Raw genomic sequence first — 15,214 nt, forward strand, 5'->3', positions numbered from 1 at the left:
CTCCCATTCTGCCCCCACTCACCCAACTGAGGGACAGCAAGCGTCGTAATGAGGGCTCATTGGAGCATGTGCTGTCCCCCAGTTGGGTCAACCATGCAGCGTTAGGCGGCCAGGCGCCTGCGGATCCACGCGGAGAACTGGTCCACCACGATGATCAGCACCAACACGATCAGGATGTGGGTGAGCATGGAGTCGAACTGGAACGACTTGATGGACTGGTTGATCAGCAGCCCGATGCCGCCGGCTCCCACCAGCCCAAGGACCAGCGAGGACCGCACATTGACGTCGAAGCGGTAGAGCAGCAGGCCCACAAACTGGGGGACCACCATGGGCAGCGTGGCGTTTGCTACCTGCTGGATCCGGTTGGCGCCGGCCGTGCGGAGTGCTTCCTGCGGCCCGGCGTCGATTTCCTCCATGGACTCGGCCCACAGTTTGCCCATGACACCGGTGTTGTGGCAGATCAAGGCGAGCACGCCGGCGAAGGGACCGAGCCCCACAGCGGTGACGAAGATCAGCGCGAACACGATGTCCGGTACAGCCCGGAAGAACGACAAGACAGCGCGCGCTGCCTGATAAACGAGCCGATGCGGGCTGGTGTTCTCAGCAGCCAGCGCCGCGAGCAGCAGGGCGAACGGCACAGACAATGTAGTGCCGAGTAGGCCAATCCACAGCGTCACCAGCGTCGCTTCGAGGCCGGGCTTGAGCGTCTTCTCCCAGCTCAGGTCCGGCGGGAACGCATCGCCAATGAAGGCTGCCATGCCTTTCCAGCCGTCAACCAGGAGTTCCGGTTTGAAGTCCGTCCCCTCGATGGCCACGGCGTGAAGTCCGACGACGGCGGCCGCCACCGCCGCCGTCGTGATCCACCGCAGCGGCTTCTTCGGGCGGACCAGTGCCACGCGGGTTTTGCTGGTGGAGTTCTGTCGGGCGACGGCCGGGGTCAAAGTATGGGGAGTCATGCTGCCTGGGTCCTGTCTGAAACGGCACTGTCTGAAACGTCCCGGTCCGGGGCGTACAACGTGTCGAGGTGGTCGGCCGTGACCTCTGCGGAGGGGAGGTCGAACGTCATGGAGCCCTGGAGCAGCCCGATGGACCGGTCAGCGTATCGCAGCGCGAGATCGGGCTGATGAAGAACCGCGGCCACCGCCAACCCTTCGGAGTGGGCGAGTTCGCGCAGCAGAGCCATCACCTGCTCGGCAGCGTGCGGGTCCAGTGCGGAGACAGGCTCGTCGGCGAGTACGACGTCGGCCCGCTGGCAGAGTGCCCGGGCTACGGCCACGCGCTGCTGCTGTCCGCCGGAAAGCCGGCCCACCCGGTCGAAGGCGCGATCGGCCAAGCCCACGCGGTCCAGGCAGTCGAGGGCTTCCTGCTGGACGTCGGCCGGAAACAGCAGAGGACTCAGTGAGCGAACCGTGGGGATGCGGGCCAAGGCGCCGGCGCAGACGTTATCCAACGCAGTGCGCCGGGGGACCAGATGGATCTTCTGGAAAATCATGGCCATGCGCTGGCGGGCTTGCTGCAGTTCACGGCCCTGGAGGGTTTCCAGCCCAGCCCCATCGATGCTGATGCTCCCCGAGTCCGGGGACGTGATGCCCATGACGCAGCGCAGGGTGGTGGACTTGCCCGAGCCATTGGCGCCGAGGAACGCTACAAGTTCTCCGGCGGCTACGGAGAACTCCACACCTTGAAGGACGGTCCTGCCACTGAACGACTTTCGCAAGCCGTGGACGGAGAGAGTCATTACAGATCCTTCTCCGTGAGGCCCATGGTCTCGGCAAGCTCGAACAGCGGCGTGTAGTTGTCCTTGGTGACCTCAAGGAGCGGGCCTGGCGGGGTGACGTCCAGGAACTCGCCCACCTTGGCCACGTCGGCGGGATCCAGGCTGAGGAACGCGTCCTTCACGGCGGCTTTGAACGCGGGATCGGCGTCGCCGCGCACGGTGATGGGGTCGTTCGGGATGGGGTTGGACGTCCACACCTGGCGGAAGTTATCCGGAGTGAAGGTGCCTGCGGCAATGGCCGTAGCAAGGGTCTGGGAGTTGATCTCCGCTGCATCGACTTTTCCGTTGGTCAGTGCGAGCAGGGCTTCAGGATGGCCGCCGGTGTAGTCCATCTTGATGTCGGCGTCGGCGATTCCGGCTTCGCGGAGTCCGAAGCGGGGCAGGACGTCGCCCGAGGTGGATCCGACGCTGCCCAGGGCGAGAGACTTACCCTTCAAATCCCCGATGGCCTGGATGGGGCTGTCCTTGGGAACCCAGATCCCGGCCGTGTATGTGCTGAGTTCCTTCCCGGCCGTGCCAAAGGAAACCAGCGGTTCGGCGCCGGCCTTGGCATCGGCAAAGACGTAGCCCAGCGGCCCGAACTGGCCCAGGTCCAGCTTGCCGTTGCGCATGGCCAGGACCTCGGCGGCGTAGTCCTCAACCACCTGGACGCTGACGGGGCATTCGAGCTTCTTGGACAGTGCGGCCGCCAGGACGTCGTAGGCGGGCTTCAGCTTGGCCGGGTCCTCGTAGGGCTCGATGCCGAACTTGATCTCACCGTTGGGGCAGGTGGCGGTGGTGGCTTCGGGGGAGGACTGGGCCGAGCCGCCGCAGGCAGTGAGCGCCAGAACGGTAGCGAGGGCAAGCGCGGAACCGGTGAAGAGCGAGGTTTTCATGGGAATCCTTAGGCGAAGGGGATGGGAGAGAACGGGAAATTTCAGTACAGGCGCGACACGTTGCGGTGTGCCAGGCCGAAGGACAGCGTCATGCCCACGCCGGAGGTCACTGACACCACCGTGACGCCGGGCTGGACCTCGCGGACCAGGATGGGCGCTACGTCGGAGGAAGCGTAGATGCCTTGCCAGCGCTGGATGATCTCCAGTGGTTCGCCGATCCGGCCCGTGATTTCGGCGTTGAGCGTGGTGGTGACGGATTCGTCCAGGAACGGATCGGCGGTGCGGTGGTAGTGGTGCGAATCGCCCAGGATGATGGTGCCGTCGGGGCGTTGGGTGAACATGACGTTGGCGCCGATCTCCAGCAGTTCGGGCTGGTTCTCCAATACCTCGGAGCGGAGGGCTGCAGCGGTGGGCATGTCCGTGAACGCCGGGTACCGGAGCATGGAGGTCGCGGTCAGGACTGCAGGCGCGAACTCGACGGCGGATGGCTTGGCTGCCAGCGACATCTGCAGCGCACACCGCTGGATCCGGTGCTCCTCGGCAAGGACCGGGAACAGGTAGTCGACGTCGTGGCCAACACAGACAAAGACCTGCTTCGCACGAAGCTCGCCGCGCGACGTCTGGACAGTGACGCCCTCCGCGGACTCCCTGAAGCCCAGCGCGGCAGTGTTCCAGTAAAGCTCGACGCCGGGCTGCCGGCTGAGCCACTCGGCCAACGTTGCGACCGTGGTGCGGGGGTCGACGCGGAGGTCGTCCCGAAGGAAGGCGCCGCCAACGAGTCCGGGCCATGCCGCGCCGGAAGTACCACCGCCGTCGGGCGCTTCCTCAGGAGCCGAAACATTTAGCCGTTTCCGCGTCTCTGCAGGGGAGAGCAGCTCAACTTGTCCAGGCTCGCGGACCGCGGAGAGTTCGCGCAGGACGTTCATCTCGGCTTCGGTGCGGGCGAGTACTACGGCGCCGGCCTCGGAGGCCCAGAAGCCTGCCTGCTCGGCGAACTCGAGCCAGTACTTCCGCGAGGTCTGCGCGAGTTCGTACAGTTCCCCGGACTGGGCAGTGATGCAGCAGTGGCCGAAGTTGCGGACGGAGGCGCCCGCAGCGTGGTGGTCGCGGTCAATGATGGTGACGGTCAGGCCGTTGGCAACAGCGTGCGCGGCGTGCGCCAGGCCCACGATTCCCGCACCGACAATGACGACGTCGGTGGGCTGGCTCGCGCTGTTGTTGAAGGGGGTGGGGGAGGTGCTTGGGTTGTTCACACCACTGACATTGGCGGCTCCGGGAAGGGGAATCAAGCCAGAATGGCACTTGTATATACAAGTTAATCTGATTTTAACTTCTGTTCATTTGAGTTCACCCCAAATTCACCTGAGGCCGCTCAAATCCGGTGTTATTGCCGAAGCAGACTTGTATTATCAACTTGTGAGCACACAGCAGAACGCACCCCTCCACGTCAGGCTGAGCGAGGAATTCATGCGCCGCATCACCGACGGTGAGTGGCCTCCGGGTTACCAGTTGCCCAGCGAAGCGGAGCTATGCCGGGAATTCGGGACCTCGCGCGGACCGATCCGCCAGGCGCTCGCGTTTCTCCGGTCGGAAGGCGCCGTGACCGGAGGGCGGGGCCGCCCTCCCATGGTTCGTTCGTCCGTGCCGTCGCAGTCGTTTTCCACGTTCAACTCGTTCACCGAATGGGCCAGCGGCATCGGCAAGAAGCCCGGCCAGCGGACGCTGGAGGTCGCGCGCCGCGAGGCCAGTCCGGAAGCTGCCGAGGCACTCGGTCTGGTGCCGGGAACCACGGTGGTGGAGGTCCTGCGTGTCCGCTACCTGGACGAGTCCCCGGCCATGATTGAGCGCACCACGTTCATCCTGGAGGTGGGCCGGAAACTGTTCGACTTCGACACCGACTCCGGGTCCATCTTCGCGTTCCTCAAGGAGCAAGGCGTGGACCTGCACAGTGCACGGCACACCATCGACGCCGTTGCCGCCAGCGATGAGGACGCCGAGCTGTTGGAGCAGCCCGAAGGTATTCCGCTCCTACGCGAACGCCGCATCACCCGTTCCGGCGATGGCCAGCCCCTGGAATATTCGGAGGACCGCTACCTGCCGGCACTGACCAACTTCACCATCGACAACACCGTGGAACGCAGGGCCGCCCTGATCCGCATCCACACTGAAGGAGCCACCCCATGATCACCCTTGTTGCCTGCGATATGGCCGGAACCACCATCGACGAACACGGCGACGTGTACGTAGCCCTTGCCCGCTGCGTTGAAGAAACCGGGGTGACAACCACACCCGAGGCTGTGCAGGAATGGATGGGCGCGGACAAAGTTGAGGCCATCACAGCGCTCATCGAAGCCGGTGGGGGAGCGGCCACGCCGGAAGTGGTGGCAGCCGCGTTCGATCGCTTCAAGGAATTGCTCGTGGAGTTCTACGACGCCAACCCCCCGGTCGCCCTGGAGGGAGTGGAAGACGCGTTCCGCGAACTGCGCCGCCAGGGCATCAAGGTGGCGCTGACCACCGGCTTCTCACGCGACGTTGCCGAGCCCCTGCTCCAGCGGCTGGGATGGGGCGTCGGCGACGACAACTTGCTGGACGCCGTCGTCTGCTCCGATGAAGTAGCCGCGGGCCGCCCGGCGCCGCACATGATCCACCGTGCCATGGAACTGACCGGAGTCCAGGACGTCCGCGCCGTGATGGCCGCGGGCGACACCGTGAATGACCTCGCCGCTGCCAACAACGCCGGCGTCACGGCCGTGGGCGTCCTGACCGGGAAACTGGGCCGCGAAGACCTCGCCGCGCACCCGCACCACCACATCCTGGCGGGCGTCAAGGACATCCCCGCCCTGCTGTCCTAGCGTCCGGCGTTGGCGCCGCCCGTTTGGCTGGGGGCGCCCGTTTGGCTGGGGGCGCCCGGCATGGAAGATTGGGACGGGTGAAATTCCTTCACCCCTCTCCCAAGTCCTCCGCCCGTGGCGTCACCATCCTGCGCGTGGTGTTTGGCGCACTCATCATGGTGCACGGCTTCCAGAAGCTCATGGCCGGGCACGCTGCCTTTGCTGCGTCGGTTGCCGCCATGGGCGTGCAGAAGCCGGAGATCGTGGCGTGGCTGGTGATCGCCGGTGAGTTGGGACTTGGCCTGCTGCTGGTCCTCGGAGCCCTGACCCGAGTGGCCGGGTTCCTCGCGGCGATCATGTTCGCGGGCATCTGGTTCGTGACTGAAGCGGGCAAGCCCCTGCTCACGGACAGGGCAGGGGTGACCGCCGAGCTCCTGATCATCTACGCGGCCATCTCGGTGGCGTTCATCTTCCTGGGGCCCGGAGCTTTGTCCTTGGACCGCAAGCTGGCCCGGCAATCAACCGGAACGCGGCGTTAGTCCGTTGAAGTTAACGCGACTGAGTTAACTTACGACGGCGGCACCCGCCGCCGGGAACAGCTCACCACCGGGGACCTCACCGTGCGTCGTTCGGGTACCTGATCCCCAGCTGGGAGCGCACGCCGTCGAAGAGGCGCATGACGTTGATGGAGTCTTCCAGCGGCATGACCGGACTTTCGGTGAGGCCCTGCTGGACGCAACGCGTTACCTCACGGAGTTCGTAGGTGTAGCCAATGCCCACCACATCGAAGCGCTCGTGGCGCGGCTCGTCCCAACCAACCCGGATCATCAATTCGCGCGGATTGTTGACGGACCCAACGGTCTGCAGGAACCCAAGCCCGCCAGCAACGGTGGCGGTCCGTGGCCCGTGCGCCATGAGGGAAGAGGTCAGCTGCGCCTGGGCACCGTTGGCATACCCCAGCGTCAGTGCGTTCTGCGTGTCCACGCCGTCTTCGTTCAGCGTGCCGATCGCCGTCACCGACTGGGGGAATCCCAGCGTGCCCAAGGCCCAAAGCAGCGGGTAAACGGTGATGTCCAGGAGTGCGCCACCACCATCATTGAGGGCCCAGATGCGCGCCGAAGGGTCGTAGGGCGCCGGGAAGCCAAGATCTGCGCTGACCCACTGGATTTCTCCGAGCTCCCCGGATGCGGCGATCGCGAAGGCCCGCTGCATACTCGGAAGGAAGCGGCTCCAGACGGCCTCCATGAAGAACACCTTGTTGTCCCGGGCCAGTTTCACCAGCTCAGAGGCTTCGCGGGCGTTGATGGTGAGCGCCTTCTCGCAAAGTACGTGCTTGCCGGCACGCAACGCGGCCGATGCGATCTGGAAGTGCTGGGCATGCGGAGTGGCCACATAGACTACGTCCACTGCGGGATCGTCGAACAGCCGCTGGTAGCCGGGAACACCGCCGTCGTCCCCGTATCCTTTGGCGAACCCCAGCGTGTGCGCGAAGGCATCAGCGGCGGCCTGCGTCCTGGAGCTAACAGCGTAGAGTTCTGCGTCGTCCAGCAGGGCCAGGTCCTTTGAGACACTGTTGGCAATGTTGCCTGTAGACACGACACCCCACTTCAAGCGCCGGCCGGTAGCTGCCCGGGGATCCTGGTTGGGTTGGGAGGACAGCCACGGTTTGGCGATAGGGAGGGTCATGACTGACATCCTCTCATTCCGGGCAAGCGTTGCCTCTGCGAGAACACGGTGCCGCACCCTTTTACGCCGCTCGCTCCGGTAACCTCTGGTGCGCCGGGCGGGTAAGGGTGCGCCCGCAGGGAACGAGGTGAGCGCCCGGCGGGTACGGGTGCGTCCGCAGGGAACGAGGGCGGGGCCGGCCCTGAGGCGTGCGGGGTTTTGAGTGGGCATGGTGCCGCACCCTTTTACGCCGCTCGCTCCGGTAACCTCTGGTGCGCCCGGCGGGTACGGGTGCGTCCGCAGGGAACGAGGGGAGCGCCCGGCGGGTACGGGTGCGCCGTTCCCAACGAGGGCGGGGCCGGCCCCGAAGCGTGCGGGGTTTTGAGTGGGTATGGTGCCGCACCCTTTTACGCCGCTCGCTCCGGTAACCTCTGGTGCGCCCGGCGGGTACGGGTGCAGCCGCAGGGAACGAGGGGAGCGCCGGGCGGGTACGGGTGCGCCCGCCCACACGGTGCGCAGCCGTTCCGGTCATGCTGGTAGCCTCGGCTGGGAAATGCAGTTGTTGGGGGAGTATGGAAACGAAAATTGTAAGGCCTTCAGCGGGCCCGCGAATTGCCTTAATAGTGGTCTCGCTGATCGGTGCCATTGTTTCCGTGCCCGCTGCTGCATTCCTCGGATTTGCGTTGGGATTCTACCCATCGCGGATGGAATGCACACAGGACACCTTGGGATCCGGATGTTCTGAAGGCGAACTCCTGATGGCGGTGCTGGCATTCGGCGTCTTTTTTCTGCCGTTCTTCCTACCGTGCCTCATGATGTCGCGTAGCGCGCACCGCGGCCCCCGCCCCCTGTCATTTTGGTGGCCTCTCATCGTATTGTGCGCCGTCCCGCTCACCGTGGCGGTGGTGGGAGCTCTTTCGGCGCTTGCGGATCCAAACGCTTATTTCTGATTTCCCGGCACACTTAGCATTCTGTCAAGTCACACGAATGTCCGGACCGAAGATTTTCCTCGCTTAGGCTTAGCCCATCATCCCTCGCAGAGGTTCTGTGGGGAGTTACCGAAATGGAGCAGGGATGGGTACTTTTCGGCGCGTCATTTTGCCGGTTGCCTGGTTGTTGGTTTTCGCGATAATCGCGGTGGCATTAGTCAAGATCGCCTTTGTGGATGGTCTTGAAGCGACAGGATCCGAGCCGGCGCCGTTGGCCCAGGTGGATATCCCGGTGGTCCCCGCCACCCGCGCCACCGTCACCAACACCGTGGAGATCAAGGGCGCCGTCCAGAGCAACGCCGCCGATACCATCCGCAGCACTTCCGCGGGCAAGGTCATCAAGATCTTCGTGGACCAAGGTGCCACGGTGGCCAAGGGCGATGCCCTCTTCCAGGTGAAGGCCGAGCGTGCAGTCCAGGCCCCGCAAGTTTCCAAGGACGGGACCCCCACCACAGCCAAGCCTGTCTACGACTACTTCGACATCCCCGCTCCCAGCGCTGGAACCCTGCAGTCCTTGTCAACGCTTATTGACCAGCAGGTCACCGTGGGCGAGGCAGTGGGCAAGATCGATCCCGGAACCTACACGGTGGCCGGCTCGGTGACGGCCGCCCAGCAGTACCGTCTGCTCGGCAAGCCCGGCCCCGCGGAGATCGCTTTGGTGGGTGGACCGGCGCCGTTCCAGTGCGCCGAAGTGACGCTTAAGAACAACGCGTCCGACGACGGCGGCGGCGCCTCGGGTGGTTTGGCCGCCACCGGCGGAGGTGCCGGCATGGGCGTGGGCGCAGCGATCCCGGGTCCCGGGGCCGGCGGGAGCCAGCCTGAAGAAGGCGGCAATCCCACAGGTACGTTGAGCTGCGCGATCCCTGCGGACCAGCAGGTCTTCGCGGGCCTCGGAGCCACCATGACGGTCAGCGCCGGAGTGGCCCCTGACGTGGTGACGGTTCCTTTGACCTCGGTGAAGGGCAGCGTCAAGGACGGGATCGTCTGGATTGCCGGACCGGGCGGGGCAGGGGCGGCTCCTGAGCAGCGCACCGTCCAGTTGGGCCTCAATGATGGCTCCGTGGTTGAAGTGACCTCCGGGCTGGCCGAAGGTGAACAGGTCCTGGAATTCGTTCCCGGTGCACCGGCTGCCCCGAACCCCATGATGGGGCCGGGCCAGATCGCCTACGCCCCGGCAGGCTAGGGCCATGGAAGACTCACGCGAGGAAACACCCAAGGAACCGCAGAAGGAAACTTCCAAGGAAACGCTGGTCAGCCTCCGCTCGGTGACCCGCTCCGTCACGCTTCCCGATGACCAGCGGTTGCACATCCTCAAGGGCATCGACCTTGAGGTGTACAGCGGCGATCACACGGCAATCGTAGGCCGTTCGGGTTGCGGCAAGTCCACGCTCCTGAATTTGCTGGGCTTGCTCGATGTTCCGACATCGGGGGAGTTGGAGTTCCTTGGCCAACCCGCGGACCGGCTGGGCAACAATGCCCGTGCCCGCCTCCGTGGTTCCACCGTGGGTTTCGTTTTCCAGCAGTTCAACTTGTTGCCCGGACGCAGCGCCTTGGACAACGTGATCACGCCATTGTTCTATGCCAAGGGCAAGGAGTTCTGGCGCCGCCGCGAGATCGCCATGGACATGCTGGACCGGGTTGGCCTTGCCGCCCGCGCCACCACCATGCCCAACATGCTCTCCGGCGGTGAACAACAGCGTGTGGCCATCGCCCGGGCCCTGGTCCGCAGGCCCAGGCTGATCCTGGCCGATGAACCAACCGGAGCACTTGACGTCGAGACAGGCCAGTCCGTCATGGCCTTGTTGGACACCGTCGCGACGGAAACCGCAGCGGCCTTGGTCACCATCACCCACGACACCAACGTGGCCGCACTGGCCCGTGCCTGCTACCGATTGGACTCGGGCGTGCTCAGCCCACTATCAGTGCCTGCAGCGGCGGGAGTCAGCGCATGACCGGTGTGATTTCCACCATCGTCGAAGCGTGGCAGGAACTTCGGATCAACAAAGTCCGGATTCTCTTGGCTCTCCTTGGAGTGGCCTTGTCAGTGGCCGCGCTGACCTCCGTGGTGGGCGTCGGAGATCTGGCCCGCGAAGGCTACAAATATCAATCTGAACGAAACGGCGGCCGGGTAGCGACGCTCTCCTTGAACGTCGGCGGACCCACCCCGCCGGATCCAGCGAAGCTCGAAAAGGCCTATCAAGGGATCCAGCAGCGCTACGGCATCACCACGTCAACGCATGTGGGCCAAACCCAGGCAGGCTTTCAATTTCCGCGCGGTGTGACCGGCGTGAACGTCACCATCGTGGACGTCGGCTACGGCATCATCCACCGGGTCCCGCTCCAGCAGGGCAGCTGGTTCGCGGCCGACGACGGCCAAAGGCTTGCGCCCGCCGTCGTGGTTTCCGAAGCTTTCTACAACCAAGCCGGCCGGCCCAACCTGTCCGCCAATCCCACGGTGAGGATCCCGGGTGACCAGCCGGCCACGGCGGTGATCATCGGCGTCGTGCCTGATTCCTACCCGGACACCCCGCCTGCCGCGTTCATCCTGTCCGAGGGGGCTGCGATGACTGGGATGCAGTCCCAGATGTCTCAGTTCAAAATGTGGGTAGGCGAGGAGCAGGCCGAGGCCCTCAAGGGAGCGATTACTGCCGATCTCCAAGGGCAGTTCCCCGGCTACTACGCCCAGGCAGACCGCATGGATTACGCCGCTTGGGGTGACCCTTTGGCTCCCGTGCAGCTGGTGGTGGGTGGAGTAGCCGGGCTGGTCCTGCTGCTTGGCGCCGTGGGAATGCTCAACATCTCCATGGTCACCGTCCGCTACCGGGTCCGGGAAATCGGCATCCGTCGAAGCTTCGGGGCTACCTCCGGCCGGATCTTCGTGGGCGTCATGATGGAATCCGTGGTGGCCACCGCGGTCGCCGGCCTGGCGGGCGTCATGCTGGCAGTCGCGGTAGTCAAGCACCCGTGGATCGAGTCGAAGGTGGCCCCGGGGCTCACCGAATACCCGGCATTCCCCATCGACGCCGCGTTCTTGGGATTCGGTGCGGCAGTCCTTGTTGGCGCAATCGCCGGAGCCATCCCCGCGCTCGTGGCGGTGCGCGTCAAGGTCATCGACGCGATCCGGTTCTGACCTCCTCGGTGAGCCGGCCCTGCTGAAGCCGGAAGCAGCGTTCGGTCTTCTGGGCCAGGCTGCGGTCATGCGTGACCACCAGGATGGTGGTGTTGTGGTCGCGGCTCAGTGAGCTGAGCAGCTCGATGATGTGCTCACCAGTTTGCTCGTCCAGGTTGCCGGTGGGCTCATCAGCGAGGATCAGCTTGGGCTCGTTGGCCAGCGCACGGGCGATCGCCACGCGCTGCTGCTCGCCGCCGGACAGCCGGTTGGTCCTGCGTGAGTGTTTCTCCGGATCCAATTGCACCTGTTCCAGCAACTCCTTGGCGCGCTGCAGTCGGGCCGCCTTCCGGACCCCGGCGAACTCCATGGGCAGCATGACGTTGTCCACGGCGCTGAGGTTGGGAATCAGGTTGAACTGCTGGAACACGAAGCCGATGTCCCGGCGACGGTACTCGGTCAGCTTGCCGTCCGGGAGTCCCGCCAGGCTGACGCCATCCACGACGACGTCCCCTGAGGTGGGCTTGTCCAGCGCACCCAAGAGGGACAACAGCGTGCTTTTGCCGCTGCCGCTCTTGCCCACGATGGATGCCAGCGAACCCTTTTCGAGCTCGAAGCTCACGCCATTGACCGGCTTGATGGTCCGGTCACCGGACTTGAACTGACGGACCAGGTCCTTGACTACGATCACGGCTATTCTCCTCGGAGTACTTCGATGGGACGGATACGGGCGGTCAGCAAGGCCGGGACCAGCGCGCCGATGATGGCCACCGCGAACACCGCTGCGATGCCTGCAGCGAGGACACCGGGGGAGACGCTCGCGGTGACAGAGGTCAGTAACTGTGAGGCACCGCCGAAGGGAACACCCTGGCCACCGCCCATACCGCCACCCGGGACCGCGCCGTTGGGCATGGCCCCAGCGAGTCCGCCACCGCGCTGGGTGGTGGTGGCCGCCGTCGTGGTGGTGTTCGAGCTGATGAGGGTGGAGGCGATGCCGCCGCTGGCCAGCGAAGCAATCACGGCGCCCACCACACTGCCAAGGGCTACCAGGACCAGCGACTCCAGGACGAACTGCAGGCCGATGGTACGGTTGCGGGCGCCAATGGCTTTCAGGACGCCGATCTCACGGCGGCGCTCGCGGACCAGCATGACCATGATGAGCAGGATGATGATTCCGGCGGTGGCCAAAGCCGCGATGAAGGCGATTAGGGAAATGTTCTTGACGCTGTCCAGTGAGCTGACAGCTGTTTCGAGGTTGCGCTGGCCCTGGGTGACGTCGGCCTTGTCCGTGCCCAGTGCGTCCTGGACGGCAGTTTTGGTGCTGTCCACGTTCTCCATGCTGTTGACCGTGACGATCATGCTGGAGAGTTCGTCAGGGGTTTCGGCCAGCGTCTGGGCTTCCGGGAGGGTCACGTAGACGGCGTTGTTGCCGAAGGTGGTTCCGGCATCGAAGATGCCCGCCACGGTGAAGGTCTTTTCCTGGATGGTGAAGGTTGAGCCGGCTGTCAGGCTGTTCTTTTCAGCCAGTGACGCGCCCACCAAGGCCTTGGCATCGGCAGTGGTGTAGTCGCCCAGGCCTGTGCCGCTGGTGATGTCCAAGGCCTTGCCGGTGCTGTCCACCTCGGCGCCGATGCCCGTCGCCGTGATCGGGAGCGTGCGTGCAGGCTGGGTGGTGGTGCCGGTGGCGCCGGTTGTTCCCGCGGAGCCGTTGCGGTTGCCCAGCGTACCGGCGTCGACGGCGGCCGTCAGGTTGGTACTGACTGTCGCCTGCTGCCCGCCGGGACCGAATCCACCCCCGGGTCCGGCCTGCTGGGTTGTGCCCGTAGTTGAACCGGTGGTTGCCGTGGTGGATGTCTGAAGACGCAAAGCCTTGGTCCCCACTACCGCCGTCACGTTGGCCACCGAAGCCGCAGTCTCAGCCTCCGCCGTCGTCAGTGGTTCGCCGCCGCCCTCAAAGCCTTGGCCGCCTGCCGGATTCACTGTCAGGGTGGTGCCCACGGAGGCGTTGAGCTCCTGGACCTTGGCGCCCACTGCTTGATTGGCCACGAGCATGGCCAGTGCCAGGCCGATGGCTACGGCCAGGACGGCGACAACGGCCGCCGTTCTGATTTTATTGCGGAAGGCATTGCCTACGCTTCGGGCAAGGACGCTCACGTTTCTCCTCTTGACCTGCAGGTTTGTTCGGCCCGCTGAACGCGGGCTGCAACTCCTACCTTGCTGAGCGCTGCTGTGCGGCAAGCCTGCCGAAGCTATGCGTGGGCTGTGAAATGTTGCGGCAAAGCGGCGGGTACGTCTTCCGAACAACCCTTGACAGCGTGGCGAGCGGCACAGGCATAATAGGAAAGCCCCGGAGAAAGCGCTTTCTCGCCGGTGGGGCAAGGTTCCTCAGCTAGTCGAATTGCCCATCCCTACAAGGCATGTGCTCTCTTTGGCATGCCGGAAAACAGGCCAATGACGTCCACAGCACCACAAAATCCGCGCACCAAACCATTACACCTCGCGGCAGTGTCCACCATCCTCGGCATCACCCTTGCAGTTTCGCTGGCGACGGCTCCTGCCAGTCAGGCCGAGCCGGTCACTGTGCACGGTTCCCCCACAGTCTCAGTCCACGACTCCGCTCCCACGGGCTGGGCATCGGTAGGGCCGGGGACCAATGGTGGTTCCGACGCCCCGCCGGGAAACATTCACGTGGTCAGCACGTTGGCCGAGCTGAAAGCGGCAACGTTGAACAACGGAGACCCCAAGGCACCGAAAATCATCTACGTCAGGGGAACCATCAACGGCAATGAGGCTGCCGACGGCTCGGTCATGGGAGAGCAGGACTACGCGCCTGGCTACGACATCCAGAAGTACATGAGCTGCTTCCTGGACAACGGCAAGACCTGGAGCGATCAAGCTTTCCCTTATTGCAAGCAGATGCGGCAGTTACGCCAGCAGGGAAGTAATGCCATGAAGCGGCAGATTGAGGTAAACCTCCCGAGCAACACCACGTTGCTGGGGTTGGACGATGCTGCGGGACTGGTGGGCGCAAACGTGATCATGCATGTCGCGAGCAACGTGGTCATCCGGAACCTCAGCATCGAATCACCCGTGGACTGGTTCACCACCTGGTCACCGGACGACGGGGACGGCGCCTGGAACGCCCGCTTTGACTGCCTGTCTGCCGTGACGTCCGACCACATCTGGATTGACCACGTCCTCCTGACCGACGGACGCTACCCCGACAGCGAAGCGCCGAAGGACTTCAAAAACGAACCCGTGATCCGGCACGACGGCCTCCTGGACCTGAAGGACGGTACGGACTTCGTCACCATTTCCAACAGCCAGCTCCGCGACCATGACAAGACCAGCCTCCTGGGCTCCGGTGATGAGCACGTGGACAAGGACGGCGGGAAACTGCGCGTCAGCTTCATCTCCAACCTGTTCGAGAACACGCAGCAACGAGGACCCCGCGTCCGATTTGGGCAGGTTCACGTCCTTAACAACTACTTCGTGGGCAGCGTCGATGACCCGGATTACCCCATGATCAGCGAAGCTCAGGGCGGAACCAGCTATTTCTTGGGAGCGGGGTATGACTCAAGGATCTTTTCCGAATACAACGCCTTCGACTACGACGGCGCCGATGCGGACAAATCCATCACAGTAAGCAGCTACAACGGCAACATGTTCAGCGACACGGGGTCCTGGTTCAATGGCGAGTCCGTTGACCTGAACGCCGTCGCTGAAGGTTCCTTCGCGAAGCGGAAAGCTGAAGCGATCGCGGCCGCAGCTGAGTCAGGGACCGCGGTGCCTGAGTGGGCCAATCGTGACTTCACGTCCGACGTCGGGTGGTCACCCTCGGACGTCTACGGATACAAGACGCTGAAATCGCCAGCAGCAGTCCGGAACGCCGTGCTCAACTTCTCAGGCCCCGGGGTGATCAAGGTCCGCGAGGGGAAGTAGCAGACGGCGCGGTTCAAAGCGGCAAA

General features: G+C 64.4%; 14 protein-coding genes. 7 read left to right on the forward strand and 7 right to left on the reverse strand.

Translation table 11 applies throughout. The features are described 5' to 3' along the window. Window positions 1-101 precede the first annotated feature (101 nt). Genes phnE through AB4Y77_RS06030 form a run of 4 tightly spaced genes read right to left on the reverse strand, consistent with a single transcriptional unit; the run spans window position 102 to window position 3,905 of the window. Window positions 102-956, reverse strand: a complete 855-nt coding sequence (phnE, locus tag AB4Y77_RS06015) for a phosphonate ABC transporter, permease protein PhnE (RefSeq protein WP_442013285.1) — start codon at window positions 954-956, stop codon at window positions 102-104. Beyond that, window positions 953-1,738 (reverse strand): phosphonate ABC transporter ATP-binding protein, encoded by a 786-nt coding sequence (locus tag AB4Y77_RS06020; RefSeq protein WP_442013286.1) that lies wholly within the window; start codon window positions 1,736-1,738, stop codon window positions 953-955. Before AB4Y77_RS06020 ends, phnE begins: the two co-directional genes overlap by 4 nt. Further along, a complete protein-coding gene (locus AB4Y77_RS06025; RefSeq protein WP_442013287.1) occupies window positions 1,738-2,652 on the reverse strand; it encodes a phosphate/phosphite/phosphonate ABC transporter substrate-binding protein in 915 nt (304 codons plus the stop codon). Before AB4Y77_RS06025 ends, AB4Y77_RS06020 begins: the two co-directional genes overlap by 1 nt. A gap of 41 nt (window positions 2,653-2,693) precedes the next feature. Continuing rightward, window positions 2,694-3,905 carry a TIGR03364 family FAD-dependent oxidoreductase gene (locus tag AB4Y77_RS06030; RefSeq protein ID WP_442013288.1) on the reverse strand — a complete coding sequence of 404 codons (1,212 nt, stop codon included), beginning with the start codon at window positions 3,903-3,905 and terminating at the stop codon, window positions 2,694-2,696. Between the two features lie 163 nt (window positions 3,906-4,068). Here AB4Y77_RS06030 and AB4Y77_RS06035 point away from each other — a divergent pair, with 163 nt between their 5' ends. The 3 genes from AB4Y77_RS06035 to AB4Y77_RS06045 all read left to right on the forward strand — a co-directional run bounded on the left by AB4Y77_RS06035 (window position 4,069) and on the right by AB4Y77_RS06045 (window position 6,022). Further along, window positions 4,069-4,836 (forward strand): GntR family transcriptional regulator, encoded by a 768-nt coding sequence (locus AB4Y77_RS06035; protein ID WP_442013289.1) that lies wholly within the window; start codon window positions 4,069-4,071, stop codon window positions 4,834-4,836. After that, window positions 4,833-5,504: a phosphonatase-like hydrolase gene (locus AB4Y77_RS06040; RefSeq protein ID WP_442013290.1), complete on the forward strand. Its 672-nt coding sequence runs from the start codon at window positions 4,833-4,835 to the stop codon at window positions 5,502-5,504. Before AB4Y77_RS06035 ends, AB4Y77_RS06040 begins: the two co-directional genes overlap by 4 nt. A 77-nt stretch (window positions 5,505-5,581) precedes the next feature. Further along, complete coding sequence (locus AB4Y77_RS06045; RefSeq protein WP_442013291.1) at window positions 5,582-6,022, forward strand: DoxX family protein; 441 nt, start codon at window positions 5,582-5,584, stop codon at window positions 6,020-6,022. Window positions 6,023-6,098: 76 nt separating this feature from the next. On the opposite strand, the gene AB4Y77_RS06050 is transcribed toward AB4Y77_RS06045, so the two are convergent. Further along, a complete protein-coding gene (locus AB4Y77_RS06050; protein ID WP_442013292.1) occupies window positions 6,099-7,169 on the reverse strand; it encodes a Gfo/Idh/MocA family protein in 1,071 nt (356 codons plus the stop codon). A 1,053-nt stretch (window positions 7,170-8,222) separates the two neighbouring features. Here AB4Y77_RS06050 and AB4Y77_RS06055 point away from each other — a divergent pair. From AB4Y77_RS06055 to AB4Y77_RS06065, 3 genes are read left to right on the forward strand one after another with little or no spacing between them, the layout of a single operon-like run. Continuing rightward, window positions 8,223-9,320 carry a hypothetical protein gene (locus AB4Y77_RS06055; protein WP_442013293.1) on the forward strand — a complete coding sequence of 366 codons (1,098 nt, stop codon included), beginning with the start codon at window positions 8,223-8,225 and terminating at the stop codon, window positions 9,318-9,320. Window positions 9,321-9,324: 4 nt separating this feature from the next. Next, window positions 9,325-10,089 (forward strand): ABC transporter ATP-binding protein, encoded by a 765-nt coding sequence (locus AB4Y77_RS06060; protein ID WP_442013294.1) that lies wholly within the window; start codon window positions 9,325-9,327, stop codon window positions 10,087-10,089. Beyond that, complete coding sequence (locus AB4Y77_RS06065; RefSeq protein ID WP_442013295.1) at window positions 10,086-11,267, forward strand: ABC transporter permease; 1,182 nt, start codon at window positions 10,086-10,088, stop codon at window positions 11,265-11,267. Before AB4Y77_RS06060 ends, AB4Y77_RS06065 begins: the two co-directional genes overlap by 4 nt. On the opposite strand, the gene AB4Y77_RS06070 is transcribed toward AB4Y77_RS06065, so the two are convergent. Next, the gene (locus AB4Y77_RS06070) at window positions 11,245-11,937 is read right to left on the reverse strand and encodes an ABC transporter ATP-binding protein (RefSeq protein ID WP_024820032.1); all 693 of its coding nucleotides are present in this window, start codon (window positions 11,935-11,937) and stop codon (window positions 11,245-11,247) included. The two genes, AB4Y77_RS06065 and AB4Y77_RS06070, sit on opposite strands and share 23 nt — an antisense overlap. A gap of 2 nt (window positions 11,938-11,939) precedes the next feature. Next, entirely contained in the window at window positions 11,940-13,400 is a 1,461-nt protein-coding gene (locus AB4Y77_RS06075; protein ID WP_442013296.1) for an ABC transporter permease, read from the reverse strand. A gap of 297 nt (window positions 13,401-13,697) precedes the next feature. On the opposite strand from AB4Y77_RS06075, the gene AB4Y77_RS06080 reads away from it, so the two are divergent. Then, a complete protein-coding gene (locus AB4Y77_RS06080) occupies window positions 13,698-15,188 on the forward strand; it encodes a pectate lyase family protein (protein ID WP_442013297.1) in 1,491 nt (496 codons plus the stop codon). Window positions 15,189-15,214 lie beyond the last annotated feature (26 nt).

Source organism: Paenarthrobacter sp. YAF11_1 (assembly GCF_052113445.1).
In the GTDB taxonomy this organism is placed as follows: domain Bacteria; phylum Actinomycetota; class Actinomycetes; order Actinomycetales; family Micrococcaceae; genus Arthrobacter.

Bases quoted from the DNA above. Each gene is read 5' to 3' on its own strand.
- phnE (WP_442013285.1), bottom strand. From the start codon at position 956: ATGACTCCCCATACTTTGACCCCGGCCGTCGCCCGACAGAACTCCACC.
- AB4Y77_RS06020 (WP_442013286.1), bottom strand. From the start codon at position 1,738: ATGACTCTCTCCGTCCACGGCTTGCGAAAGTCGTTCAGTGGCAGGACC.
- AB4Y77_RS06025 (WP_442013287.1), bottom strand. From the start codon at position 2,652: ATGAAAACCTCGCTCTTCACCGGTTCCGCGCTTGCCCTCGCTACCGTT.
- AB4Y77_RS06040 (WP_442013290.1), top strand. From the start codon at position 4,833: ATGATCACCCTTGTTGCCTGCGATATGGCCGGAACCACCATCGACGAA.
- AB4Y77_RS06050 (WP_442013292.1), bottom strand. From the start codon at position 7,169: ATGACCCTCCCTATCGCCAAACCGTGGCTGTCCTCCCAACCCAACCAG.
- AB4Y77_RS06055 (WP_442013293.1), top strand. From the start codon at position 8,223: ATGGGTACTTTTCGGCGCGTCATTTTGCCGGTTGCCTGGTTGTTGGTT.
- AB4Y77_RS06060 (WP_442013294.1), top strand. From the start codon at position 9,325: ATGGAAGACTCACGCGAGGAAACACCCAAGGAACCGCAGAAGGAAACT.
- AB4Y77_RS06065 (WP_442013295.1), top strand. From the start codon at position 10,086: ATGACCGGTGTGATTTCCACCATCGTCGAAGCGTGGCAGGAACTTCGG.
- AB4Y77_RS06080 (WP_442013297.1), top strand. From the start codon at position 13,698: ATGACGTCCACAGCACCACAAAATCCGCGCACCAAACCATTACACCTC.